23 protein-coding genes, 1 tRNA gene and 2 pseudogenes are annotated in these 25269 nt (G+C 35.8%); 10 read left to right on the forward strand and 16 right to left on the reverse strand.

Annotated elements, in window-relative coordinates; all coding sequences use genetic code 11:
* Window positions 1–11: 11 nt before the first annotated feature.
* From MG292_RS05750 to MG292_RS05760, 3 genes are read right to left on the reverse strand one after another with little or no spacing between them, the layout of a single operon-like run.
* Window positions 12–356: a carboxymuconolactone decarboxylase family protein gene (locus MG292_RS05750; RefSeq protein WP_264533670.1), complete on the reverse strand. Its 345-nt coding sequence runs from the start codon at window positions 354–356 to the stop codon at window positions 12–14.
* Window positions 349–1164 (reverse strand): twin-arginine translocase subunit TatC, encoded by an 816-nt coding sequence (gene tatC / locus MG292_RS05755; protein WP_264533669.1) that lies wholly within the window; start codon window positions 1162–1164, stop codon window positions 349–351. Before tatC ends, MG292_RS05750 begins: the two co-directional genes overlap by 8 nt.
* Window positions 1164–2129 carry a KpsF/GutQ family sugar-phosphate isomerase gene (locus MG292_RS05760; protein ID WP_264533668.1) on the reverse strand — a complete coding sequence of 322 codons (966 nt, stop codon included), beginning with the start codon at window positions 2127–2129 and terminating at the stop codon, window positions 1164–1166. The genes tatC and MG292_RS05760 overlap by 1 nt, the downstream gene beginning before the upstream one ends.
* Window positions 2130–2202: 73 nt before the next feature.
* Between MG292_RS05760 and MG292_RS05765 the strand changes: the two genes are divergently transcribed.
* On the forward strand, window positions 2203–4401 hold the full coding sequence (locus MG292_RS05765; protein WP_264533667.1) for an ATP-dependent DNA helicase RecQ: 2199 nt from the start codon (window positions 2203–2205) through the stop codon (window positions 4399–4401).
* Between the two features lie 11 nt (window positions 4402–4412).
* On the opposite strand, the gene MG292_RS05770 is transcribed toward MG292_RS05765, so the two are convergent.
* Window positions 4413–4652 carry a hypothetical protein gene (locus MG292_RS05770; RefSeq protein WP_264533666.1) on the reverse strand — a complete coding sequence of 80 codons (240 nt, stop codon included), beginning with the start codon at window positions 4650–4652 and terminating at the stop codon, window positions 4413–4415.
* 135 nt (window positions 4653–4787) lie between these two features.
* Between MG292_RS05770 and MG292_RS05775 the strand changes: the two genes are divergently transcribed.
* The gene (locus MG292_RS05775; RefSeq protein ID WP_264533665.1) at window positions 4788–6347 is read left to right on the forward strand and encodes an NAD(P)/FAD-dependent oxidoreductase; all 1560 of its coding nucleotides are present in this window, start codon (window positions 4788–4790) and stop codon (window positions 6345–6347) included.
* Between the two features lie 3 nt (window positions 6348–6350).
* Here the strand turns inward: MG292_RS05775 and MG292_RS05780 are convergent, their stop codons facing one another.
* Entirely contained in the window at window positions 6351–7430 is a 1080-nt protein-coding gene (locus tag MG292_RS05780; RefSeq protein WP_264533664.1) for a glycoside hydrolase family 130 protein, read from the reverse strand.
* Between the two features lie 43 nt (window positions 7431–7473).
* A complete protein-coding gene (locus MG292_RS05785) occupies window positions 7474–8565 on the reverse strand; it encodes a bifunctional methionine sulfoxide reductase B/A protein (protein ID WP_264533663.1) in 1092 nt (363 codons plus the stop codon).
* Between the two features lie 151 nt (window positions 8566–8716).
* On the opposite strand from MG292_RS05785, the gene idi reads away from it, so the two are divergent.
* The 6 genes and pseudogenes from idi (at window position 8717) to MG292_RS05815 (ending at window position 11597) form a co-directional block, all read left to right on the forward strand.
* The gene (gene idi / locus MG292_RS05790; RefSeq protein ID WP_264533662.1) at window positions 8717–9244 is read left to right on the forward strand and encodes an isopentenyl-diphosphate Delta-isomerase; all 528 of its coding nucleotides are present in this window, start codon (window positions 8717–8719) and stop codon (window positions 9242–9244) included.
* Window positions 9245–9254: 10 nt separating this feature from the next.
* Entirely contained in the window at window positions 9255–9665 is a 411-nt protein-coding gene (locus MG292_RS05795) for a 6-pyruvoyl trahydropterin synthase family protein (RefSeq protein WP_264533661.1), read from the forward strand.
* On the forward strand, window positions 9665–10132 hold the full coding sequence (locus tag MG292_RS05800) for a peroxiredoxin (protein WP_264533660.1): 468 nt from the start codon (window positions 9665–9667) through the stop codon (window positions 10130–10132). Before MG292_RS05795 ends, MG292_RS05800 begins: the two co-directional genes overlap by 1 nt.
* A gap of 23 nt (window positions 10133–10155) precedes the next feature.
* Window positions 10156–11124 (forward strand): annotated as a pseudogene (locus tag MG292_RS05805) (type I phosphomannose isomerase catalytic subunit).
* A gap of 56 nt (window positions 11125–11180) precedes the next feature.
* Window positions 11181–11447 carry a hypothetical protein gene (locus MG292_RS05810; RefSeq protein ID WP_264533659.1) on the forward strand — a complete coding sequence of 89 codons (267 nt, stop codon included), beginning with the start codon at window positions 11181–11183 and terminating at the stop codon, window positions 11445–11447.
* A gap of 76 nt (window positions 11448–11523) precedes the next feature.
* Window positions 11524–11597: transfer RNA gene (locus tag MG292_RS05815), tRNA-Thr, on the forward strand.
* A gap of 99 nt (window positions 11598–11696) precedes the next feature.
* Here MG292_RS05815 and MG292_RS05820 read toward each other — a convergent pair.
* The 8 genes and pseudogenes from MG292_RS05820 to MG292_RS05855 form a co-directional block, all read right to left on the reverse strand.
* The gene (locus MG292_RS05820) at window positions 11697–12410 is read right to left on the reverse strand and encodes a DUF4369 domain-containing protein (protein ID WP_264533658.1); all 714 of its coding nucleotides are present in this window, start codon (window positions 12408–12410) and stop codon (window positions 11697–11699) included.
* A gap of 111 nt (window positions 12411–12521) precedes the next feature.
* Window positions 12522–14381 (reverse strand): M61 family metallopeptidase, encoded by a 1860-nt coding sequence (locus MG292_RS05825; protein ID WP_264533657.1) that lies wholly within the window; start codon window positions 14379–14381, stop codon window positions 12522–12524.
* Window positions 14382–14435: 54 nt separating this feature from the next.
* A complete protein-coding gene (locus MG292_RS05830; RefSeq protein WP_264533656.1) occupies window positions 14436–15374 on the reverse strand; it encodes an alpha/beta hydrolase in 939 nt (312 codons plus the stop codon).
* A 55-nt stretch (window positions 15375–15429) separates the two neighbouring features.
* Complete coding sequence (locus MG292_RS05835; RefSeq protein WP_264533655.1) at window positions 15430–15708, reverse strand: DUF2805 domain-containing protein; 279 nt, start codon at window positions 15706–15708, stop codon at window positions 15430–15432.
* An 84-nt stretch (window positions 15709–15792) separates the two neighbouring features.
* Window positions 15793–16614, reverse strand: a complete 822-nt coding sequence (locus MG292_RS05840) for a sterol desaturase family protein (protein WP_264533654.1) — start codon at window positions 16612–16614, stop codon at window positions 15793–15795.
* A 31-nt stretch (window positions 16615–16645) separates the two neighbouring features.
* Complete coding sequence (locus tag MG292_RS05845; protein WP_264533653.1) at window positions 16646–17248, reverse strand: alpha-ketoglutarate-dependent dioxygenase AlkB family protein; 603 nt, start codon at window positions 17246–17248, stop codon at window positions 16646–16648.
* A gap of 1 nt (window position 17249) precedes the next feature.
* On the reverse strand, window positions 17250–18146 hold the full coding sequence (locus MG292_RS05850; protein WP_264533652.1) for an EamA family transporter: 897 nt from the start codon (window positions 18144–18146) through the stop codon (window positions 17250–17252).
* A pseudogene (locus MG292_RS05855) lies at window positions 18146–18560 on the reverse strand (DUF2721 domain-containing protein). The gene MG292_RS05850 and the pseudogene MG292_RS05855 overlap by 1 nt, the downstream one beginning before the upstream one ends.
* A gap of 459 nt (window positions 18561–19019) precedes the next feature.
* Here MG292_RS05855 and MG292_RS05860 point away from each other — a divergent pair.
* Entirely contained in the window at window positions 19020–21125 is a 2106-nt protein-coding gene (locus MG292_RS05860; protein WP_264533650.1) for a TonB-dependent receptor domain-containing protein, read from the forward strand.
* A 107-nt stretch (window positions 21126–21232) separates the two neighbouring features.
* Here MG292_RS05860 and MG292_RS05865 read toward each other — a convergent pair whose 3' ends face one another.
* Entirely contained in the window at window positions 21233–22012 is a 780-nt protein-coding gene (locus MG292_RS05865) for a hypothetical protein (RefSeq protein WP_264533649.1), read from the reverse strand.
* A gap of 255 nt (window positions 22013–22267) precedes the next feature.
* Window positions 22268–24151, reverse strand: a complete 1884-nt coding sequence (gene htpG, locus MG292_RS05870; RefSeq protein WP_264533648.1) for a molecular chaperone HtpG — start codon at window positions 24149–24151, stop codon at window positions 22268–22270.
* A gap of 137 nt (window positions 24152–24288) precedes the next feature.
* On the opposite strand from htpG, the gene MG292_RS05875 reads away from it, so the two are divergent.
* Window positions 24289–25221, forward strand: a complete 933-nt coding sequence (locus MG292_RS05875) for an ABC transporter ATP-binding protein (RefSeq protein ID WP_264533647.1) — start codon at window positions 24289–24291, stop codon at window positions 25219–25221.
* Window positions 25222–25269: the final 48 nt, after the last annotated feature.

Below are 25269 nucleotides of genomic sequence, written 5' to 3' on the forward strand. Positions count from 1 at the left end.
TGTTACATTATTTAATTGTTTTCTAAGGCTTCCCAAAATTCGTAGGCTCTACGCAAATGAGGGATTACAATAGTTCCGCCTACTAAAGTAGCGATTCCCATTGCTTCCATCATTTCTTCTTTGGTTACGCCTTCTTTATAACTGGTTTCTAAATGGTATTTGATGCAATCATCACAGCGCAATACAGTAGAGGCCACAAGACCTAAAAGTTCTTTGGTTTTTACATCCAAAGCCCCTTCGGCATAGGCATTGGTGTCTAAATTGAAAATACGCTTGACAATTTTGTTATTGTCTGCGAGTAATTTCTCGTTCATTTTTGAACGGTACTCATTAAATTCTTGAACGATATCAGCCATTTTCTTTGTTTTTATTTCGAGTTACAACTTTAGAAATCCATATACTTGCTTCGTAAATAATCAACATTGGGATAGCTACAATTGTTTGACTTACTACATCAGGAGGTGTTACAATAGCGGCTACAATTAAAATAATTATCACTGCATATTTCCAGTATTTTCTTAAGAATGTTGGAGTAACTAAGCCTAGCTTGGTTAAGAAATAGATAATAATTGGTAATTCAAAAAACAAGCCGCTGGCTACGATACTCGTTTTTACCATTCCGATGTAGGAATCAATGCTGAATTGGTTTTTTACCACATCACTCACCTTGAAGGTGGCAAAGAAGTTTACAGACATTGGGATCACCACAAAGTAGCCAAATAAAACGCCTAAGAAGAAAAGCATCGAAGACACAAATAGAAATAACTTGGCGTGTTTTCTTTCTTTTTCGTACAAGGCAGGGCTAATGAATTTCCATAATTCCCATAGTATGTAAGGAAATCCAAGAATGAATCCAGATAAGATACACGTCCAAACTAAAATGTTTACCTGTCCTTCCATATCGGTATTTTGGATAATGAAAGGCATTTCGGTTACGCAAATGCTGTCGGCAAATCCTAATTGGTGTGATAAATCACAGAAAAAGCGGTAGGTAATGAAGTCGGGACTAGTTGGTCCAAAAATAATTACATCAAATATATAATCGCTTACAAAAAAAGTGACCGTTGCTAAAATTAAAATAGCAATTGTACTTCGTACTAATAACCATCGTAGTTCCTCGAGATGGTCTAAAAACGACATTTCGTTTAAATCTTTCTTTGCCATTATATAATTCCTTCTTTTAAAATATCGTGCAGGTGTAACACCCCTTTAAATTCTGAGTCGTCTACTACAACGAGTTGGGTAATTTTGAAGTTTTCCATCAAATGGAAAGCATCAATTACCATGGCTTCAGAGGTAGTGGTTTTTGGATTTTTGGTCATAATGTCTTTGGCTGTCAAATCAGCAAAAGAATCTCTTTCGTTTAACATACGACGAATATCTCCATCGGTAATGATCCCGATTACTTGATTGTTTTCTACTACGGCAGTAACTCCAAGACGTTTTTCCGAAATTTCAACAATTACTTTTTTGATTGGAGCATCGGGAGTAACCATTGGTTTTTGCGAGTTTTCTAGCATGTCTTTGACGCGGAGTAGTAGTTTTTTACCTAAAGCACCTCCAGGATGATAGACTGCAAAATCTTCGGCTTTAAAATCGCGCATTTCCATCAGACAAACGGCTAAGGCATCGCCCATTACTAATTGAGCTGTAGTACTATTGGTTGGTGCTAAATTATTAGGGCAAGCTTCATGATCTACTGTAGTATTGAGTACAATATCGGATCCTTGCGCTAAAAACGAACTCATATTTCCAGTTATGGCAATTAAAAAATTATCAAAACGTTTCAATAGAGGCACTAATACTTTAATTTCAGGGCTATTGCCACTTTTAGAAATGCAGATGACAATATCTTCTTTTTGAACCATTCCTAAATCGCCATGAATGGCTTCGGCAGCGTGTAAAAATAAGGATGGAGTTCCTGTCGAATTGAAGCTAGCAACCATTTTTTGTGCAATGATGGCGCTTTTCCCGATACCAGTTACGATTAATCTCCCTTTTGAATGGTAAATTTTTTCAACAGCCGTTGCAAATGTTTCATCCAGATAATCAGCAATTTTTGCTATCGATTGGCTTTCTGAGAGTATAGTTTTTTGGGCTGTAGCCAAAATATTTTGGGTTGTTATCATTAAATTTGCGATTATAAAAGAAAGTTGTATCTTTATGTGATGCAAATTTATACAAAATACCACATAATAAAGAATGAATTCAAACGAAATTGATATCCACAAAGAATTAAAGAAGTATTTTGGCTTTAGTCAATTTAAAGGATTACAAGAGCAGGTTGTACGAAGTATTCTTGCTAAACAAAATACTTTTGTTATTATGCCTACAGGCGGAGGGAAATCACTCTGTTATCAGTTGCCGGCTTTAATTCAGGAAGGAACTGCGATTGTAGTCTCGCCACTGATTGCTTTAATGAAGAATCAGGTAGATGCTATTCGAAGTCTTTCTTCTGAGAATGGTATTGCGCATGTGTTGAATTCATCTTTGACTAAAACTGAGATAGCCCAAGTAAAAAATGATATCTCAGCAGGAATTACTAAATTATTATATGTTGCCCCTGAATCGTTGACTAAGGAGGAATATGTGCAATTTCTTCAGTCGGTAACTGTTTCATTTGTTGCTATTGATGAGGCGCATTGTATATCCGAATGGGGACATGATTTTAGACCAGAGTATCGCAATTTAAGACATATTATCAAACAGTTAGGTGGTGATGTTCCAGTAATTGGGTTAACCGCTACGGCTACTCCAAAGGTACAGGAAGATATTTTGAAAAATTTGGATATGTCTAATGCCACAACATTTAAGGCATCGTTTAATAGGCCTAATTTGTATTATGAGGTTCGTACTAAAACCAAAAATATTGAATCGGATATCATTCGTTTTATCAAACAAAATAAAGGAAAATCAGGAATTATTTATTGTTTAAGTCGTAAAAAAGTTGAAGCTATTGCTGAGGTTTTGCAAGTGAATGGTATTAGCGCGGTGGCTTATCATGCTGGTTTGGATGCGAAAACAAGAGCGAAACATCAAGACATGTTTTTGATGGAAGATGTGGAGGTAGTTGTAGCTACTATTGCTTTTGGTATGGGAATTGACAAACCCGATGTTCGTTTTGTAATTCATCACGATATTCCAAAGTCTTTGGAAAGTTATTATCAAGAAACAGGACGTGCAGGACGAGATGGAGGCGAAGGTCATTGTTTAGCCTACTATTCGTATAAAGACGTAGAAAAATTAGAAAAATTCATGTCGGGTAAACCTGTTGCTGAACAAGAAATTGGATTTGCTTTGTTGCAAGAAGTAGTGGCCTATGCTGAAACTTCGATGTCGAGACGTAAATTTTTATTGCACTATTTCGGTGAAGAATTCGATAGCGAAACGGGTGAAGGAGCCGATATGGATGACAACGTACGCAATCCAAAGAATAAAGTAGAAGCTAAAAATCAAGTCGTACAATTATTAGAAGTTGTTCGCGATACCAAACATTTATACAAATCTAAAGAAGTCGTATTTACTTTGATAGGTCGTGTGAATGCGGTAATTAAGGCACATAAAACAGACTCACAATCCTTCTTTGGATCGGGAGCTGATCACGATGAAAAATATTGGATGGCTTTGTTACGCCAAGTTTTAGTCGAAGGGTATTTGGCTAAGGATATTGAAACCTATGGTATTGTTAAGATTACAGACAAAGGATTGGATTTTATTAAAAATCCTAGTTCGTTTATGATGTCTGAAGATCACGAGTATAGCGAAAGTGAGGAGGATGCAATTGTTTCATCAACAAAATCTTCGGGAGCGACTGATGAAATTTTAATGGGAATGTTGCGTGAGTTGCGTAAAAAAGTAGCCAAAAAATTAGGAGTTCCGCCTTTTGTGGTTTTCCAAGATCCTTCTTTGGAAGACATGGCGTTAAAATATCCGATTACTCAAGATGAATTAATTACGATTCATGGTGTTGGAGAAGGAAAGGCTAAAAAATATGGTGCTTCCTTTGTAGAATTAATTAGTCGTTATGTTGAGGATAATGACATTATTCGTCCAGATGATTTGGTAGTGAAATCTACCGGTGTGAATTCGGCTAATAAGTTGTATATCATCCAAAATATTGACAGAAAACTCTCTTTAGAGGATATTGCTGCAGCCAAAGGCATGACTATGGATGACTTGATTAAAGAGATGGAACAGATTGTGTATTCAGGAACTAAATTAAATATTAAGTATTGGATTGACGATCTTTTGGATGACGAACAACAAGAAGAAATTCACGACTACTTTATGGAATCTGAATCGGATCGAATTGAAGACGCTTTGAAAGAATTTGACGGTGAATACGATATTGATGAATTGCGTTTGATGCGTATTCAATTCATTAGCGAAGTCGCTAACTAATGTAGCAATCGTTACTCTTGGTAGATTTCTCCGCGATGTGGTTTTAAGGCATCGCGAACTGCAATCATATAGTCGTCAGTGACTACCATATAAGCGATAGCGTACATTTCATTTCGTATTTCAAATCCTGTAATTTTGAGCGGTAGCTTTTCGATGTCGATGAATTCTTTGAGGTGAATTTCATGATGTTCGGCGGTTTTTGCAGCTGTTGGTCCTCTAAAATCCCAAATTAATTTAATTTTTCTTTCCATTTTTTGCAATTGAAACGCAAAGGTACAAACTCTTCTTCGAAATGGTTGTTATTTTCATTGACTGAATTCACTTCAAAATGTTATTTTTGTATTCTGTTTTGCCAAATGGGTTTAACATAGAAAAAATAACATTTGATGCCAAAAGAACTTTTACTACAAGTTAGTCCCGAAATAGCTGCCGATGCTGTGTTGCTACAACAGTATTTGTCTAAACAAATCAAGGTTGGGGTTTCTGAAATTCAACATGTTTCCATACTAAAACGTTCTATTGATGCGCGTCAAAAAACCATTAAAATCAATCTGAAAGTACGGATTTATTTGCAAGAAGAAGTCTTTCAAGAACAATCTATATCGCTTCCTGATTATCAAAATGTCGCTCATGCCCATGAAGTAATTGTTGTTGGTGCAGGTCCAGCAGGACTTTTTGCTGCTTTGCAATTGATCGAATTAGGATTAAAGCCTATTGTGATTGAACGTGGAAAAGACGTTCGTGGTCGTCGTCGTGATTTAAAAGCGATCAATCGAGATCATATTGTGAATGAAGATTCCAATTATTGTTTTGGCGAAGGCGGGGCAGGAACTTATTCGGATGGGAAATTGTATACCCGTTCTAAAAAACGAGGTGATGTAACTCGAATTCTGGAATTGTTATTTGCTTTTGGTGCAACACCTGATATTTTGGTTGATGCTCATCCGCACATTGGAACAAACAAATTGCCTCAAATTATTCAGGATATTCGAGAAAAAATTATTGAATGTGGCGGACAGGTTTTGTTTGAAACCCGTGTAACCGATATTGTAATCAAAAATAACGAAGTCCAAGGCGTGGTAACTCAAAAAAGGGATACCATTGCCGCTAATAAAATCATATTGGCCACAGGGCATTCGGCTCGTGATATTTTTGAATTGTTGGATCGCAAAAAAGTATTGATTGAAGCCAAGCCTTTTGCTTTGGGCGTTCGAGCAGAACATCCACAATCGTTGATAGACCGTATTCAATACAGTTGTGATTATCGTGGGGAACATTTACCACCCGCTCCGTATTCGATAGTAAAACAAGTGGGAGGTCGAGGGATGTATTCTTTTTGTATGTGTCCAGGTGGAGTAATTGCGCCTTGTGCTACTAGCCCAGGCGAGGTAGTAACCAATGGATGGTCGCCTTCTAAACGGGATCAGGCTACTGCCAATTCCGGCATTGTTATCGAATTGAAGTTAGAAGATTTTGCTCCTTTTGCTAAATTTGGGCCTTTGGCTGGAATGGAATTTCAGAAGAGTATCGAGCAGAAAGCATGGCATTTGGCTGGTCAAACCCAACGTGTTCCCGCACAACGAATGGTTGATTTTACTCAAAATAAAGTATCTACTACTATTCCTACTACATCCTATGTTCCAGGTACTACTTCGGTAGAAATGGGGCGGGTGTTTCCTGGTTTTTTAAGTCAGATTTTGAGAGAAGGATTTACCGAATTTGGCAAATCGATGAAAGGCTACTTGACCAATGAAGCGATTCTTCACGCGCCTGAATCACGTACTTCTTCGCCTGTGAGAATTCCGAGAGATGGAATATCTCTTGAGCATTTGCAAATCAAAGGATTGTATCCGTGTGGAGAAGGAGCAGGCTATGCTGGTGGCATTATTTCGGCTGCCATTGATGGTGAAAAATGCGCTTTAAAAATCGCTGAAAGTTTGCAGTAATACCTATTGTTTACGCACCGCTACGGAAATTTTTGAGTCGGCTGTACCATAATATAAGAACCATTTGTTCTTAAAGAAAACCAATCCTTCTACAAAACAAACTTCATTTACTTCTCCCATTTTTTCATAGGGTTTGTCGGGATGAATGAAGTGATTTTGAGTACGGTCGATTAGTTTGTACGGTTGGTTTTTGTCAAATAATGCTTGGCCTGCAGCATAGGTAAATTTTGGCAATTCAGAGGTGTTGTAATTGGCTGCATTACTACCGTTGTAGATTAATACAATTCCTTCTTTTTGCAAAAGGGCAAAAGGTCCAGGTTCTACCAATCGACTGTCAAAATAGCCCATTCGAGGATGAAGAACACTAATTATTTTTTGACTTTCTTCATTGACAGCGGCTTGCCAATGGATTAAATCGTCAGAATACGCCATGAACAAATCGGTATCGCCAAAATACATCCAATAGTTGTTATTAATTTTGGTAGCAATTATTTTATTTCCTTTTTTTTTACCTACAATCGCCCCAGATTTGGCCCAGAGGTCTTTGTACTTTTCGTCTTTCAGTACCAGGCCTTGTTTTGTCCAATGTTTCAAATCTTTGGAAGTGGCAAAACACAATCGGGCCACTTTACCATCATAAGCAGTATAGGTCATAAAATAGCTTCCGTCAGAGCATTCAATCACCCTTGGATCTTCTACTCCACCTTTCCATTCGTATTGATTCATGCTGTCATTGTCAGGGGAAAAGATAGGCTCGGCTTCTTTTTTAAAATGCAAACCGTCTTCGCTTACGGCTAAGCCTAAACGGGAAGTCATTTGGTTGTCTTGTGCTCGATAAATGAGATATACTTTGTTGTCTTTTACAATGGCAGACGGATTGAGTACATTGCGTTCTTCCCAACTCACCGTTTTTTTACTTACCGGACATATAAAGGTCTGTTTTTTATCAGGTGATAAAATAGGATTAATGCTGTCCGTTTTTACAAAATCAAGTAATGTCCAGCTGGACTTTGATTTTTGTGCTTCAATTGTGTTGCAATATAGTAGAGCAAGAAGTAGTGTGAGACGAATGAGTTGTTTCATTTGGGTTCTGGTTTTTTTGATAGTAATTAAGGTAAATATACCATTATTCTTTTTTCAAACGACTTTTAAATAATTTTTCGAATTTTTCAATTTTAGGTTGGATCACCATTTTACAGTACGGCTGGTTTTTATTCTTTTCATAATATCCTTGATGGTAGTCTTCGGCTTTGTAGAATTGGGTAAGTGGTTCAATAGTAGTTACTACTGGACTATCATATACACGGGCATTAGTGAGAGCTGTAATGATATGCTGCGCTTCTTTTTTTTCTTGTTCGTTTTTGTAGAAAATAACCGAACGGTATTGTGTGCCTACATCGGCTCTTTGTCGGTTGAGTGTGGTGGGGTCGTGAACGGTAAAGAATACTTTGAAAATCTCGTCTAAATTGGTTTGTGTTTTGTCGTAGGTAATTTGGACTACTTCGGCATGGCCCGTTGTTCCTGAGCATACTTCTTCATAGGTTGGATTTTCAGTATGCCCCCCTGCATAACCCGATACAACGGATTGGACTCCTTTTAAATTTTCGTATACTGCTTCTACACACCAATAGCATCCACCACCTAGAGTAATGGTGGCTATTTTTGAATTGGATTGTGTAGGTATTGCGTCTGGTACAAAATCTAAAGAAATGGCATTCATACAATATCTTTTTCCAGTGGGTTCCGGGCCGTCATTGAATAAATGGCCTAAATGACTGTTGCATCTGCCACAAAGCGCTTCGGTGCGAATCATTCCGAAGGATTTGTCCAATTTGAAGATGATACTTTCTTTATTTTCTTGCTCAAAAAAGCTTGGCCAGCCACAACTACTAGTGAATTTTTGATTGGATCGGAATAATCTGGATCCACATACAGCACAGTAGTAGGTTCCTTTTGTTTCGTCGTTCCACATGGTTCCTGTAAATGCTCTTTCAGTGTCAGCTTCACGCGCTACGGCATATAAATCAGGAGGTAATATTTTTTTCCACTCGGCATCTGAGACGTTTAATTTTGTGGTGTCAGTATTCGAATAGTATGGGTTTTCAGGTTTAGAAATGGTATTTGACATAGTTGAGGTATTGGATTTTTTTTGAGTTGTTGTTTGGCCACAAGCATTAAAAATAAGTAAAGGGACGAACAATAAAAAATAATATTTCATCGATGTTTGTTTTTTTAGAATCTTTAGCGACTCTTAGTTTCAATGTAAAAATACCATTTTACTAGTTAGACAGTAGTTAAACTTTGCCTAAAAATAAAAATTGGTGTTCTTGCTCTATCTTTTTTGTATTTTTGACGATTAATACAATCTTATGTTAGAAGAGCATGTTATATTAGTGAATGAAAGGGATGAGCCCATTGGGTTAATGCCGAAGATGGAGGCGCATGAAAAAGCAGTTTTACATCGTGCTTTTTCGGTTTTTGTATTGAATAGCAAGAACGAAATTATGTTGCAACAACGTGCGCATCACAAATACCATTCTCCGCTGTTATGGACCAATACCTGTTGTAGTCACCAACGCGAAGGAGAAACTAATATTCAAGCAGGAAGTAGACGATTGTATGAGGAAATGGGATTTCAAACTGAGTTGAAAGAATTGTTTCATTTTATATACAAGGCTCCTTTTGACAATGGTTTGACAGAGCATGAATTGGATCATGTAATGATAGGGTATTACCATGAAGACCCTAAAATTAACCCCGATGAAGTAGAAGCATGGAAATGGATGCCTATTGAGGCTGTGAAGGTCGATATTCAGAATCATCCAGATTTATATACGATTTGGTTCAAAATTATTTTTGATGAATTTTATCATTTTTTAGAAGAGCATACACTTTAAATTAATTCAAATGAGAGTTACGATTTCACGAAAAGCCCATTTTAATGCGGCACACCGATTGTATAGAAAAGATTGGTCATTTGAGCAAAATGATGCTGTTTTTGGGAAGTGTAATAATCCGAATTTTCATGGACATAATTATGAATTGATAGTGAGTGTTACAGGACCTATTGATCCAGAAACAGGCTATGTGATGGATGTTAAAATTCTTTCGGATATTATCAAAAAAGAAGTAGAAGATGCGATGGATCATAAAAATTTGAATTTGGATGTTCCTGAATTCCAAGATTTGAATCCAACGGCTGAAAATATAGCGGTAGTGATTTGGAATAAAATCAGAAAACACATTCAAGCCACCCATGATTTGGAAGTGGTTTTGTATGAAACAGCTCGTAATTTTGTAACGTATAAAGGAGAATAATGGCCATTCAAGTAGGTGATGTTGTGCCTCAGTTTAGTGCGGTAGATGCTCAAGGTAATCTTTTTGATAGTGCCTCTGTAATAGGAAAAAAAACAGTAGTGCTTTATTTCTATCCCAAAGACAATACACCGGGTTGTACTGCCCAAGCGTGTAGTTTTAGAGATCAATATGAAGATTTTTTAGATTTAGGGGCAGAAGTTATTGGAATTAGTAGTGATGGTTTGGCTTCGCACCAAAAGTTTACTGCTCAATACCAGCTTCCCTTTTTACTTTTGTCAGATACGGACAAAAAAATAAGAAAATTATTTGGAGTTCCAACCGCTTTTTTTGGACTACTTCCAGGACGAGTTACGTATGTTATAGATGCAAAAGGAGTAGTCCAAATGGTATTCAATAGTATGTTAGCGGGGCAACACATCCCGAAAGCCCTCGAAGCGATTAAAAAAATAGTTACACAAGAGATGTAACGTTCAATTAGGTTAAAAACAAAATGAAAATACCACTCTATCCATTACAGTTTCATCCTATTTTCAAAGAGCGACTTTGGGGAGGAGAAAAACTACAATCATTGCTTCACAAGCCCATTACTTCCAATCAAACTGGGGAGAGTTGGGAATTGTCTACGGTTGAAGGAAATGTGAGTACGATTGCTAATGGAGCTTTTGAAGGACAATTCATAACTTCTGTACTTGCTGAATTTCCTCGTGAAATTTTAGGTACAATTGTTTTTGAACGTTTTGGGAATCAATTTCCATTGTTGTTTAAGTATTTAGACGCCAAAGAAGATTTATCAGTTCAAGTGCATCCTAATGATATTTTGGCTAAACAACGTCACAATTCATTTGGTAAAACAGAGATGTGGTATGTGTTACAGGCTGATACCAATGCCAGATTAATTGCAGGATTTAAAGAACCGATTGATGCGCCTACTTATTTAAAACATTTAGAAAATAAGACCTTGGTGACTACACTTAACGAAATTAAAGTGCAGCAAGGCGATGTGTTTCTCATTGAAACAGGTACGGTACATGCTATTGGAGCGGGGATGGTGGTTGCCGAAATTCAACAAACTTCAGATATTACCTATCGATTGTATGATTTTGATCGAGTTGATTCTAATGGTAATCAACGGGAATTGCATGTTGAATAGGCTTTAGATGCTATTAATTACAATACGGTATCGTCTCAAAAAACCTATCAAAAAAATAGTAATCAATCCAATCCAGTAGTTGATTGTCCTTATTTTACTACTCAATTTATTCCGTTAGCAGGGGAGATAGAAGTTCAAAAAACAGGAACTACCTTTACGGTGTATATGTGTGTAGAGGGTAGTTTTGAACTGGAATTAGCGGGACAAAACTATTCGTATTCTAAAGGTGATACGGTATTAATTCCAGCTGTATTAACAGCTTTTCAATTGAGTGGAAATTCTTCAATTTTAGAAATTTACATTTCGTAGTAGTGAATAGAAAGATTATGCGTATTTTTGCACACGCAAATTAAAATTACATAAAAATGGCAAACGTTAAAAATTTAAAGAAAGACATCAACTACGTTTTAGGAGATATTATTGAAGCAGTTTATTTATTTGAAGTTTCTACTTCAGGAGCCCCAACACCAGAAACGAATGCTTTAATTGATGAAGCGATTACAGCTTTTGATACTTTGATTGCAAAAGTAAATGCAAAAAATGTTGAAAATAAAAAAGCACACTTCAAACAAATCAACGTAGAGTTGGAACAAACTGCTAATCAATTGATTGCTAAAATCAACGAATTATAGTTCAAAAAAAAGCTAAAAAAGTGCCGATTTATTTTGGAAAAATGAAATTCAGAATTATATTTGCACCCGTAAAGTTGCCGGTGTAGCTCAGCTGGCTAGAGCAGCTGATTTGTAATCAGCAGGTCGTGGGTTCGAGTCCCTCTATCGGCTCAAAAAACCATAACGAAAGTTATGGTTTTTTTTATAAAAAAAACCGTCACAACATATCTGTTTGACGGTTTTATTTTTTATTAGGTTTTGTTTCTTATTTTATTGTTGCTTCTTTTTTAATGAAGCAAGATATTCTGTTAGTTTTTTACCATAAAGGGATTGAGCTACTTTAGGAGACATTGATTTTTGGATGGTATCCAAGAATTTAATGTTGATGTCGTAAATTTCAGAAAGTGCAATATATGGTGCTATTTCGTGGTCTTTATTGTTGATGGCAAAGTTAGTAGCATACAAGTATTTTCTTTTTATGTTTGATTCTTGTTTTGCACTGATGTTGGCTATTTCTAAGTTGTTTTTGCTTTTCATTGCTTTGAATTTTTTTTCAATCAAATCTAAGCTCTCCTCTTGAAAACGGCGATCTACTTTTTTGTATTCATAATATAGATCTTGATTTTTAGATCCTGAAACCTTAGCATCTGCAATATAGTTTTCAAGAGTTGTTTCGATGTTTACCTCTCCGGGTTCAGCAAAAAATAATAAATTATTATCTAATGAATTACTTACCCCTCTATCAAGGAATAAGTATAGCATTTCAGGAGATTTTAATTCTATATTGGTTTCAAAGGTAGAATTTCCGTCGATACCTATAGTATCTAAAGCCACTAAAGAATCATTTTGTATTCTTTGAACGTATAATGTTCCTTTTTTTAATCCTTTAATATTTCCAGTAAGGTGTAGGTTGTTTTCTAATTTTTTCTCGGAACAAGCGAATAATAGTACTGATGTTACGAAAGCGATACTTAATTTTTTCATTGTCGTTTTATTTTGGCGCAAAGTAATGAAAATTGTTGTAAAGCTGAATTTGAATTGGAAAAAAAATCCCAATCTATTTCTAGATTGGGAAAAATAAAATGAATTTAATTTTTAACCTTTTAACCAAGCGTTTTTCAAGTTAGTTTTAGTACTATCAGTTGCTTGTAAACCTTCGGTTTCTTCGTAAGGCAAACTTACTTTTCCGGTGAGTACTTGTTCTTTGCCCTCTCTTTTAATTTTGATGGTAATCGCATCGTTTTCTTTCCAATTTTCGCTTTCGCCAATCATATCGTAGATGTTGTCTAGATTGTATGCTTTATCATTAATAGCTATAATTATATCGTTGGCTCTCAAATCTAAGTTTTTGTAGAAATCAATTAAATCGGTATTGGGTCTTACTACAATTTCTTTAGTAGCTTTATCGACAGTAATGTAAGGCGTTTGTCCTTTCAAGAATACGTTTCCTGGTTTTTTATCTTTTGATTTACTTACACCTACTTTAGCCAAGAAAACATCATATGGAATTGGCGTTGAACCCGACACATAGGTACTTAAAAAATTCCCTACCTCAGGATAGGTTAGCGAAGTAATTTTAGCAAACAATTCGTTGTCGTTAAAAGCTTTGTGTACGCCATATTCTTTTGATAATTGTTGCATTAGGTTGAGAATACCTTTTTCTCCATTGCTTTTTTCACGGATAATAATATCAATACACATACCAATCAATGCACCTTTTTGATATACATTCAAATATTGCTCTTTGTATGGGCTTTTCAATACATTAGCACTCATGATAGTGAAAGGCATGGTATCGTCAAGTGTTTTGGCTTGTTCTATTTTTTCTGCCATACGCGTATAGAATTCGGCTTCGTCAATTAAACCTTGATTGATTTGGAACAAATTGGCAAAGTATTCGGTTACTCCTTCATACATCCATAAATGTTGTGACATTTTAGGCGCATTATAATCAAAGAATTGAATTTCGTTAGAATGAATAGTTAAAGGGGTTACAATATGGAAGAATTCGTGAGATACAACATCTTTCATAGATTTTTGTAATTCTTCTAACGGCATCATTTCTGGCAAAACAACAGTTGTTGCAGTAGGGTGTTCCAAAGCGCCAAATCCTTTGGCATCAGTATCTTTCATTGAAGACAGGTAAAGTAAAACACTGTATTTTTTAGTTGAATTGATATTGCCCAAAAACGTTTTTTGAGCGATCATCATCTTTTTCATTTCAGGAGTAATACTTTCGGCAGTTACTTTTCCTGAAGGTGAGTAGACTGCAATTTGAATGTCCATTCCGTTTACATTGAAACTAGTGTAGTCAGGTTTAGCATACATAATTGGATTTTCTACTAATTCTGCATAGCGCGGTGTGTTGAATACATCTTTGGTTTTGCTAGCATCAGTGTCAATCATGGAGGTTGCTCCCCAGAGTGTTTCAGGGTGTGTGATGGTCACTTGGTATGGAATGTCTTTTTTGTCTTGGAAATAGCCTACAAACCCGTGAGTATTTAGCATAAAGTTAGTTCCAGCGTCAATATTGGTACCCGCTGGAGAAAAGATATCGGTTCCAAAACCTCCTCCTTTTTCAGTATCAAAAGTATCGTTCACTAAATAGGTGATTTTAGCTAGATTTTTTGCATTCGAAATTGACCACGTATTGTCGTCTGTTTTGGTAACGGTTAATACAGTTCCTTTTGTGTCAAAGGCTTTAAAATCTTCTACATATTTTCCATAATTGTCTTCAGAGTACGTTCCAGGAACAATTTTTGGGATACTGTAAGTGATTTTATCTACTGATATTTTGGGTGCTTGAACAGTTACTTTTACCTTGTCGTCTTTTACATCGATGAGGTCGATACCTACTTTAATATCTTGAGAAGGTATTGCTTTTTTTTGTGCGTTAACAGCGTTGCTGTTCCAAAGAAATGCTACTAGAGCAAGTGCAATAATTGATTTTTTCATTTTGAATTATTTAGATTGGGTTATTAGTATTCTCTTTATAAAAAATGTTACATTTTATAACGATTGGATAAAAGTAGTAATTACAGATGGTAATTCTTGTATTACTGGTAAATCAGGGTTCGTGTAAGATGCTTTATTTACAGTATCGTCTCCTTTAATTTCTTTAAAAATATGATTCATATTAGGGATAATTTTGAGCTGGGCATCTGATTTTGCTTGGTGCAATAATTGGGCTTCGTTCACATTTATTTGAATGTCTTTGTCTCCATTAATGATTAAAGTTGGGATGTGCAGTTTTTTAATTTCTGTTTGTGGGTTGTATTTAATCCATGAAATTATATAGGGTTGTACACTTGACCTGAATAGGGATGCGAGCATTGGGTTTTTCAATTCGAAGGTGTTTCCGCTTTTTAAAGTGGCCAAGTTTTTTTCTACTTCTTCTTTTAGAAAAGGAGCCTGTTTTTCGATTTGTTCTAAAAGTACCTCGTCGATTGAACGTCCTGCTCCGGCAATTGAGATATAGGCATCGGCATTGCCATTGGCAGCTACCAAACCAATCAAAGCTCCTTCACTATGTCCAGCAATAGTAATGGTGTGGTACTTTTTTTGTTTTTTGAAATGCAGCAGTACCGTCTTGGCATCGTCTATAAAAGTATCGAAAGACAAACTAGCTTCGTCTAGATTGCCAGCTGCCATTTGAGCGAAAATCCGTTTGTCATAGCTATATACGGCAATGTTATTATTGGCTAATGCTTCGGCTAGCAATTGTAAGGAATTGTTAGTCATTCCTTTTTGATTTCCGTTTCTATCTGTAGGACCTGAACCTGCAATTAAAATAACTAGATTGTTTTTTTTGTTTTGCTTCAAAGGAGTATATAGTGTTCCTTTTAATAAGGAATTGACACTTAGGGTATCTTTAGTAAACAAAGCTGTTTTTTGTGCAATTCCAGTTGCAGAAAATAATAAGAATAAAAGTAATGTGGTTTTTTTCATGTGTTTATAGCTTTGTTACTGAATAAAAAAACTCCTGGGATCAGGAGTTGATTCGTTAATCAAATTTATTTTTGATATAATATTTACTGTCCAAATCTTCGTCAAAATCATCAATTTTAACAGGTTTTGGTTTTGGTTTGCTGGCTACTGCTTTCTTTTTCCACATTTCGAATTTTTCGGCAGGCATTTTCTTTTTCATAATTTCTAAAACCTCTTTTTCGGCTAGACCAAATTCTTTTTTTATAATTTCAAAAGGGTTTCGTTCTTCTAGGGCTAAAGTCATCAATTTTTCCGTCTCTTCCCAGCTTAGTTCTTTACGGCTACTCTTTTTCATCGCGTGAAAATAATTCAAATAGGGTTGTTAGTTTTTTGTTAATAGGTTAATGTTTCAATATTAATAAAAAAAAGAATTACTTTTTTAACTGTTTTTATTTTTTTTATGAAAGGGTATTTGCAGTAATTTTTTTAAGTTATTATGTACCTCAGGTTGTAGGTGGGTGTCAACTCCATATACAATTTCTTCTCTGGGTAAAATCATAAAAGTACCAAATAATCGGTCCCAGATAGAAAAAATATTACCATAATTACTGTCTGTATAAGGCATAAGATAATGATGGTGTACTTTGTGCATGTCTGGCGACACAATGATATAACTCAACAATAAATCCACTTTTTTAGGTAAAGCAATATTAGCATGATTGAATTGGGTGGCAACAACCGATAAGGTTTGGTATAAAAACACCATCCACATCGGACTTCCAACCAATACTACGCCAAGGGTTGTGAATACAAATCGGATGACACTTTCGCCAGGATGGTGACGGTTAGCCGAAGTAGTATCAATCCAAGTATCCGTATGATGGATGAGGTGAAAACGCCATAAAAATTTAACTTTATGTTCAATAAAATGAACTAAATAAGCGCCAATTAAATCGAGCAAAAGTAAACCTAATAGTGCATAGAGGCCAATGTGCATTTCGGGCAACCAGTTCAAAATTCCGAAGTGATTCGTAACAGTCCAATTTGCCACTTGCAACAAAATGAAAGCCAAACAAAAATTAACAACAATAGTAGTTAGGGTAAAAAAGATATTGATCCCTGCATGATGCCATCTACGGTATTTAAAATTAAAGAGCGGGAAGGCATTTTCAATTAGCCAAAAGATAGTGATTCCACCTACTAAAATTAGACTTCGATGTGCCGAGGGAATCGTTGAGAAATAATCAATAATTGTATTCATAATGAACTGATTTGAACCCAAATATACACAATTATTTAATCGTTCGGAAGGTTAAATTGATTCGGGCACCCATAGGTTTGGCTGTTTTTGGGATTTGGTGTTTCCAAAAATGTTGGGTACTTCCTTTCATCAGTAATAAACTGCCGTGTTCTAAGATAATGTTCTTTTTGGCATCAGCAATAGTATTGTGTTTGAGCTGGAAAACCCTTTCGGCACCAAAACTCAGCGATGCAATAGTTGGATTAATGCCTAATTCTTTTTCGTTATCGGCATGCCAGCCGTTACTGTCTTTTCCATCTCGGTATTGATTGAGTAAGACGGTTGTGAATGAGCATTCTGTTGTAGCTTCGATGTAATATTTTATTTTTTTTAAAAGACTATTCCAAGGGTGTGGCTTCATCGTGATATTGGAATACGAATACGGTTTTCCTTCATTGCCATACAAAGCCGTCAAACGCGGTTGCGGATGAGTTTTACCGTATACTGTGATGTTATCTTGTTGCCAGGCTATTTCTTGGAGTAATTCGGTATAGATGGTATCTGCTTGTTCTTTGTCAAAAAACTGCGGATAATAGATGATTTCAGCGTCTGGTAAGTTAAGTAGTAGCGGTTCAGAATTAAAAAGTGATTCCAATTTAATCTAATTTTTTAACATTACTATTCATAATAACAATAGCTAGTATGATTAAACCAATACCTAACCATTGTAGTCCGTGTACATTTTCATTGAGCAGAAAATAGGCCATTAATACCGAAACGGGCAGCTCTAAAGCCGAAACAATGCTGCCTAATCCAATTCCAGTCAAGGGAAACCCTGCGTTGAATAATAAGGGCGGAATAATAGTCCCAAAAAGTGCTAAGACAATGCCCCATTTGGCAAAAATTTCAAAATGAAAAGCACCAGTTTGGTTGGCTATGGCAAATCCGAAGACAATTACCGCGCCGCCTAACAACATGTACAAGCTACGCTGTGCTGAGGAAATTCCAATACCTACCCGATTAGCAGTAAACATCGTTGTGGTAAATGAAGCGGCAGACAATAGCCCAAGCAGAATACCACGCCAATCGAATACCATTTGATTTTCGATTATATTCGTTGCCAAAGCCGTTCCTAGTAGTACCACTACCATCGAAATTATTTTTTTTCCTGAAGGTATTTTTTTTTCTAAAATCATTTCAAAAACTACGCCCATCCAAACGGTTTGCATCAATAGCACAATAGCTATAGAAACGGGAATGTATTTGACCGCTAAATAGTAAAAAACACTGGTCATACCTAACGAAGTTCCTGCCAGTAGTAGCTGTGCCATCGTTTTTGGAGTCGCTTTGGTAGCTTGGTTTTTATTTTGAGCTTTTTGAAACGCATTGATGAGTAGGATTCCGGTAATTCCGTATATAAATTGCGCAATCGTTACTTCGGGCGTGGTGAAACCTTCGGCATAGGCCATTTTTACAAAAGTAGCTAACATGCCATAACTGGTTGCTCCAAGCGCAATAAGGAAAACCCCTTTTAGTTTTGAACTGTTGGTCATTAGGAATGAATTTGTTTTTTATCCATTTCTGATAAATCACTCAAATGCAAACGCAAGGCATTAACTGAAATGCTGATTTCCCAAAATGACAACCCCAACGAAATTAAGAGACTTAACAAACTTAGCCCGAAGAAATAAATGCTGATGGCTTGCTCTTCAAAGAACAATAATAACATGGCAAAAACAGAACAAAAACAAACACAATACTCCTGCCATTTGCATGTAACGAATCAAGGTAAGACGTAGGTTAAGATTTTTAATTTCTAATAAAATCATGCGATTTTCTTTCTCTTTATATACTTTTTTTAGTCCACGAATGATACTCGCAATAGTTAAAAATCGGTTGGTGTAAGCCAAAAGAATTAATGATGTGGCTGAAAAAAGTAAAGCTGGCGTTCCTATCTCTAAAGTCATGTTCAATTGGTGTTAAATCAGGGTGTAAAGTTCGGGATTCTTTTCGTAATAAATAAGTGAATAAACAGATAATTGGTTAGAAAGCAATTTATAAATTTATTTTATGATTATGATTATAAATATAAATAAAAACTTATGATTTTTATTTGCCAAATTTGAAAAAAAATTAAAGCACTTTTTTAAAAATAATCCAACAGGTTCTACCATACTTTGGATGTGTAATTACTTAATTAATGTTTTGTTTTTAATAATTTAGTGAATTAGTACAACTAAATTGTAGTCATCTTTTTAAGACAACTTAAAAAGATGACTTTTTTATTGGAACAAAACAATAGTAAGTAGGAGATGTTTATTTGTTTTTAGTGAGTTTTTAAAAAGTAAGCTAGATTTAATTTTTTTCTGTAACAAAAAGAGTTGTACTTCTACTAAATACAGGTATAAAATTATTTATAATAAAAAATGAAGAAAACAATTCTATTTCCCACTTTATTATTTTGTGCTTTTTTCCAGCTTTCGGCTCAAGAAAATTCTAAAAAACCTCAAGAACTTAGAGAGGTTACCATTACTAAAACCAAGAAAGCTGTCGAGCAACGCGCTGACCGAACTATTTTTGATTTTGCCAATCAGCCGAGTTTGAGTTCGGGATCTGTTTTGGAAGGATTAAAAAAATTACCAGGTTTAATTGCTTCGGATATTGCAGGAATGATGTACCAAGGGAAACAATTGGATGTGTATATGGATGGAAGACCTTTGAATATTTCTTCTAATGAATTGAACGGATTTCTAGAAGGAATGCCGGCGAATGCTATTGAAAGAATTGAGATTGTTACCCAACCAGGTGCTGAGTTTCCAGCTACTTCGGGAGGGGCTATTTTAAATATTATTACCAATAAAAATGCGAAGAACTTTTTGAGTGCTACCTATACCAATAGCACTAACGTAACCACTTACGACCAATTGAGATGGAGAGTCAATAACAGTGTTTTGCTTAATGCCAAAAACAAATACTTTGGATGGCAGTTGAATATGGGACAAAACTACAGAGAAAGTGCCATGTGGAGTTCTTTTGTTAATGATATCATAGGAGGGACGCGACTTCTTTCTACGACTGATTCAGATAGAACCAATAGGACTAATTTTATAAAATCAGCCGTGACTTTTGATTTGAAAAAAGACCGTTTGTTGTTGAACTACGATGTGAATTACAACAATAATGGAAGTGATACACAATCGAATGGACCTGGTTTTTCTACTCAAGATGCTTCAAATTCTAAAGGATGGCGTCAAGATGCGGTAGCGACCTATCAAAAACGTTTTGAGGACAAGACAAAAAAATTGGATTTTAAATTCAATTTTAATCGCAATCAAAATGATTTTGTGTTGAACTCTTTAGGTGTTGCCTTACCGGTTTTGGACAATTCCTCAGACCAAAAATTCTACAATTTCAAATTTGATTATTCGCAACCGATTGCTTTTTCTGACGAAGGAAAAATAAGTTTTGGAAGTTTGCATGAGGGCTTGTCTTTTCAAACGCAAAACAGAGGTGTGACTAATTTGGATTACCAAAGAAAAACTACTGCCGGTTATTTTGAATTGCAAACCAAGTTCAAAAGTATGAGCTTTATTCTTGGAGGTAGAGCCGAAGATTATAGCATTTCTGGAAAAGCCAACAATACAGACTTAACCCCTTTCAAACAGTTTCGTTTTTTTCCAAATGCCAGTGCGCAGTACAATTTTAACAAATCGGTGTTCTTTAATGTGAATTACAATAAGAAAATTACGTTGCCAAGTACCTCTGCGTTAAATCCAAACAATACGAGTTATCAAAATCCCACTATCAGCAACCAAGGAAATCCTAACTTGCAACCAACTATTTATGATAACTACGAAGTGAAGTTGAGTGCGTATGATTATGCTTTTATTGGCTATTCTGTAAGTTCGGCTAAGAATCAAGTGATTCAGAGAGTGAATTTGAATTCCAATGTGGTAACCAATACCAATGAGAATATTTCGGAATTGAAAGTACATAATTTCAATATCGGAATGCCTATTCCATATATGTTGTTTACCAAAGGCCTAGCCGAAACGATGAAAATGAATGTGAATCCGGATGAGATGAACTTTTTATTTGTGTACGCGGCTTATCAGTTGCATCAAATTCCAGCTATAGAAACCAAAGGATTTTGGGTGTATAATGTAATGTCGCAAATAGTATTGCCAAGTAAAATTAAGTTCGTAACCAATTTTAGCTACATCACTGCCAAAGGGAATTACTATTATTTTATTGCCAATAAACCGTTCAACAATACGGTGGATTTGTCCTTGTCTAAAAAGTTCTTGAAAGATCAGCTGTCTATCTCCATTAATGCGGATGATATTTTTAACTCGAACCGATTTGTATTCAACTCTTATAACACGTCGCTGTTGTTGAGTAACAAAATGGATTCGAGACGTTTTGGATTTAGTATCAATTACAAGATTCCAACAAAAAATAAATTAGCGAGAGAAACCCCTATTTTATTGAACAAGGATAAAAAAGAAGAAACCGGAATTATTGGGAATTAAAACCAAAACCCTGCTAGTCACTAGCAGGGTTTTTTATTGTTACTCAAGGCACGAATAAGATGCTCGCGACAGCGTGGGGGCAAGATGCTCGCGCCAGCGAGAGGCTCTTAATAGTAAACGTATTCAAAGAATTCTGGAACATACCCTTCAGCTTTAATCAAAAGTCCCTTGTCGTCATAAAAGTACTTTGTCGTTTCCATTTCATTTTTTCCGTCAAACCTCACAAAGCTTTTAACACGACCATTCTCAAACTCATATTTAAATGTATAGTCCCATTTACTCATTTCCCCATCCCTAATTTCCCATCCGTAAAATTTCTCTTTATGAAACTCGGTCAAGTACTCAGTTGTACTTTGCTCTGTTAGCGTTCCATTTCTGTACCAGTCCCGAACTTTTCTTTTTCCGTTGTTCGCAATGTTGTCAACAATGTCAAGTGAGCCGTCTGGGTTGTATTTTGTTATTTTTATCAATTGGACACCCGAATATGTCAACTCGTATTTTGCAACTTCTACTGTCGGTCTATTTTTATCTTTTTTGATGAATTTATTTGGGTCGAGTCCCATTTTCTTCAATTTATCAATTTGTTCTTTATTCGGTTCACCATTTTTTGTCGTGTCAACCATTGCAATAAGTAGATCATTTGAGTCGTAAGTGTAGTGAGTTGTCCGTTGAGCTCCGTTCATGAAAGGTTCAAGTTGGTATTTAATAAGTCTTCCATTTGTATCATAAAACGTTGTTATCCCCAATTGCTTATTTGTCCCTGAATACCAGAGTCTCGCCTTAACCCTATTTGCTTTGTAAATACTGTCACTTTGATACGTTCCAGTTTCTTGTCCGAAAGTTGAAAACGTAATAACTGTCAATGTGATTAAAAAAAATCTCTTCATAATTTTTTCTCTGAAATTGTCATTTGTTAAAGTTGTCTACTCTGTACGAGGGCATTAGTGCTAACTCGTCTATATGTGAAACTTTCAAACTTGTATCCTCCTATTTGGGCAAGATTAGCGAAAGTTGGTCTCGCTTTTTTCAAAGATATAAATTTTTCTTACAAATCATTAACTGAACTTATAATTTGAAGTATGCTTTTAGACAAAAAAAAGCCACCCTTTCGGGTAGCTTTACAAAGTGCTTGTTTTTTGAGTTTATTTAATCAACTCAAAACTACGTTTCACAAAAGCCGTTAAAGCTTCTCCTTTTAATAAGTTTTGAGACAATTTAGCCAAGTCTAAGGCTTGTTTAACCAAGCTTTCTTGAGTGGTTTTGTCTTCGGTGTTCAAAATTGTGGTGGCCAAATCCGAGTTGGTGTTTACCACTAAGTTGTACATTTCTGGCATATTGCCCATGCCAAACATCCCACCGCCAGTTTGACTCATTTCTTTCATTCTGCGCATAAACTCTGGTTGCGTAATAATGAATGGTGCTGCTTGACTGTCTAAGGCTTCTAATTGCACCGTGTAGTTTTGTTTTGGCACAATCGTTTCTACTACCGTTTTTAAACTCGTTTGTTCTTCTTCAGACAATTTAGAAATCGCCGTGTCTTCTTTCTTGATTAAATTATCAATGTGGTCTGAATCAACACGTACAAAACTAATCTCGCTATTGTCGCCTTCTAATTTTTGGATCAGGTGTGAGATAATTGGCGAATCCAACAACAATACTTCGTATCCTTTTTCTTTGGCAATTTCGATGTACGAATGTTGTGCTTCTTTGTTATTAGCGTACAACAAGACTAATTTATTGTTCTTGTCAGTTTGTTTTTCTTTTAGGTTTTCTTTCAATTCGTCCAAAGTGAAGTACTTGTCGTCTACCGTTGGGTACAAAACAAATGCCCCTGCTTTTTCATAGAATTTATCTTCAGACAGCATTCCGTATTCCAAAACGATTTTGATGTCGTTCCATTTTTGCTCAAAATCGGCACGATTGTCATTGAACAATGCTTTTAGTTTATCGGCTACTTTACGGGTAATATAATTCGAGATTTTCTTCACCGCAGCATCTGCTTGTAAGCCCGAACGTGACACGTTCAACGGAATGTCTGGTGAGTCGATTACTCCTTTTAACATCGTCAAGAACTCCGGTACAATTCCTTCTACATTATCCGTCACAAACACTTGGTTTTGGTACAACTGAATTTTATCTTTCTGAATTTGCAAATCAGCTCCTAATTTAGGGAAGTACAAAATCCCCGTTAAGTTGAATGGATAATCCACATTCAAGTGAATGTTGAATAGCGGTTCTTCAAACTGCATTGGGTACAACTCGTGGTAGAATTTTTTGTAGTCTTCCTCGGTTAAATCAGTTGGTTGTTTTGTCCAAGCTGGATTTGGGTTGTTGATGATATTATCCACTTCGATAGTCTCTGGTTTTGCGTCTTCGGCAGCCCCTTCTGGTAACGGAAGTGTTTCTGTTTTGGTTCCAAATTTAATTGGAATCGGCATGAATTTATTGTAACGGTTTAGTAATTCTCTGATTTTGAATTCTTCTAAAAACTCCAAAGAATCTTCGGCGATATGTAGGATAATTTCGGTACCTCTATCGGTTTTGTCAGCTGGTTCCAAAGTGAATTCAGGACTACCGTCGCAAGTCCAATGCGCTGCTGGTTCGTCTTTGAATGATTTAGTGATGATTTCCACTTTTTCAGCCACCATAAAAGCCGAGTAGAATCCAAGACCAAAGTGTCCAATAATTCCAGAATCTTTAGCCGAATCTTTGTATTTTTCTAAGAATTCTTCTGCACCAGAAAAAGCCACTTGATTGATGTATTTTTCTACTTCGTCAGCCGTCATCCCTAAACCTTGATCGATGATGTGCAGTTTTTTGCCTTCTTTGTCAATTTTTACTTCAATAATGGGATTACCGTACTCTACTTTGGCTTCGCCAATACTTGTTAAGTGTTTTAATTTTAGGGTAGCATCTGTTCCATTTGAAATCAATTCGCGCAAGAAAATTTCGTGATCGCTGTATAAAAATTTCTTGATTAAAGGGAAGATATTCTCTACCGAAACATTAATTTTTCCAGTTGTCATAGTGTATAAATTTTAAGTTTAAATTGATGAAAATTTAGTTTTCAAATAGAATACCATTTTTAAAAATGTGACAAATTGTCGCAACCCTTCTTGGATTCCAATTAAACATTGTAAATTTGGCTTCTTTAAATCAAACCATGCTCGAACTCAAGGATATTACCTTTACCTACATTGACCAAGCCGTTATTAATGGGCTTAGTTTTGTGGCGGAACAAGGGCAGAATATTGCTGTCATTGGCGAAAGCGGTTGCGGTAAAAGTACTTTGTTGAAGTTGATTTATGGTTTGTATGATTTGGATTCGGGAACTATCAATTATAACGGAAATCCTATTTTAGGACCCAAATACAATTTGATTCCGGGGGAAGATTACATTAAATATTTGGCACAAGATTTTGATTTGATGCCGTATATTACTGTCGAAGAAAATGTAGGTAAGTTCCTTTCGAATATCTATCGCGACAAAAAGAAAGCCCGTGTGCAGGAACTACTTGAAATGGTTGAAATGACTGAGTTTGCCAAAGTCAAAGCTCAATATTTGAGTGGCGGTCAGCAACAACGTGTCGCTTTGGCTAGAGTTTTGGCTTTAGAACCCCAAATTTTATTGCTGGACGAACCTTTTAGCCAAATCGATGCATTCAGGAAAAATGCGTTGCGCAGAAATGTATTTCAGTATTTAAAAAAAAAGAAAATTACCTGTATCATCGCCACCCACGATAGTACGGATGCCTTGTCCTTTTCGGATGAAACTATTGTAATGCAGCATGGCAAAATCATTGTTAAGGATGCTCCTCAAAACCTTTATAGAAGTCCTCAAAATAAATACATTGCCTCACTTTTTGGAGAAGTTAATGAATTAGAATTGAATGGAAAACTACATTTGGTTTATCCTCATCAACTCAAGCTAGACCCTAAAGGGAAATTAAAATGTGTTGTACAACAATCCTATTTTAAAGGGGGGTATTACTTGGTTGAAGCTAGCTCAGGTTCTCAAACTCTATTTTTTGAAAATGATACTTTTCTTCCCTCGGGCGCATCGATACGATTGGAATTTTTGAATAAAACAGCATAATACTTTTAAAATCCGATTTATTTAGTACTTTAGATTTTGAAATCAAAT

The sequence above is a fragment of the Flavobacterium keumense genome, from assembly GCF_029866485.1.
GTDB classification, from domain to species: Bacteria; Bacteroidota; Bacteroidia; order Flavobacteriales; family Flavobacteriaceae; genus Flavobacterium; species Flavobacterium keumense.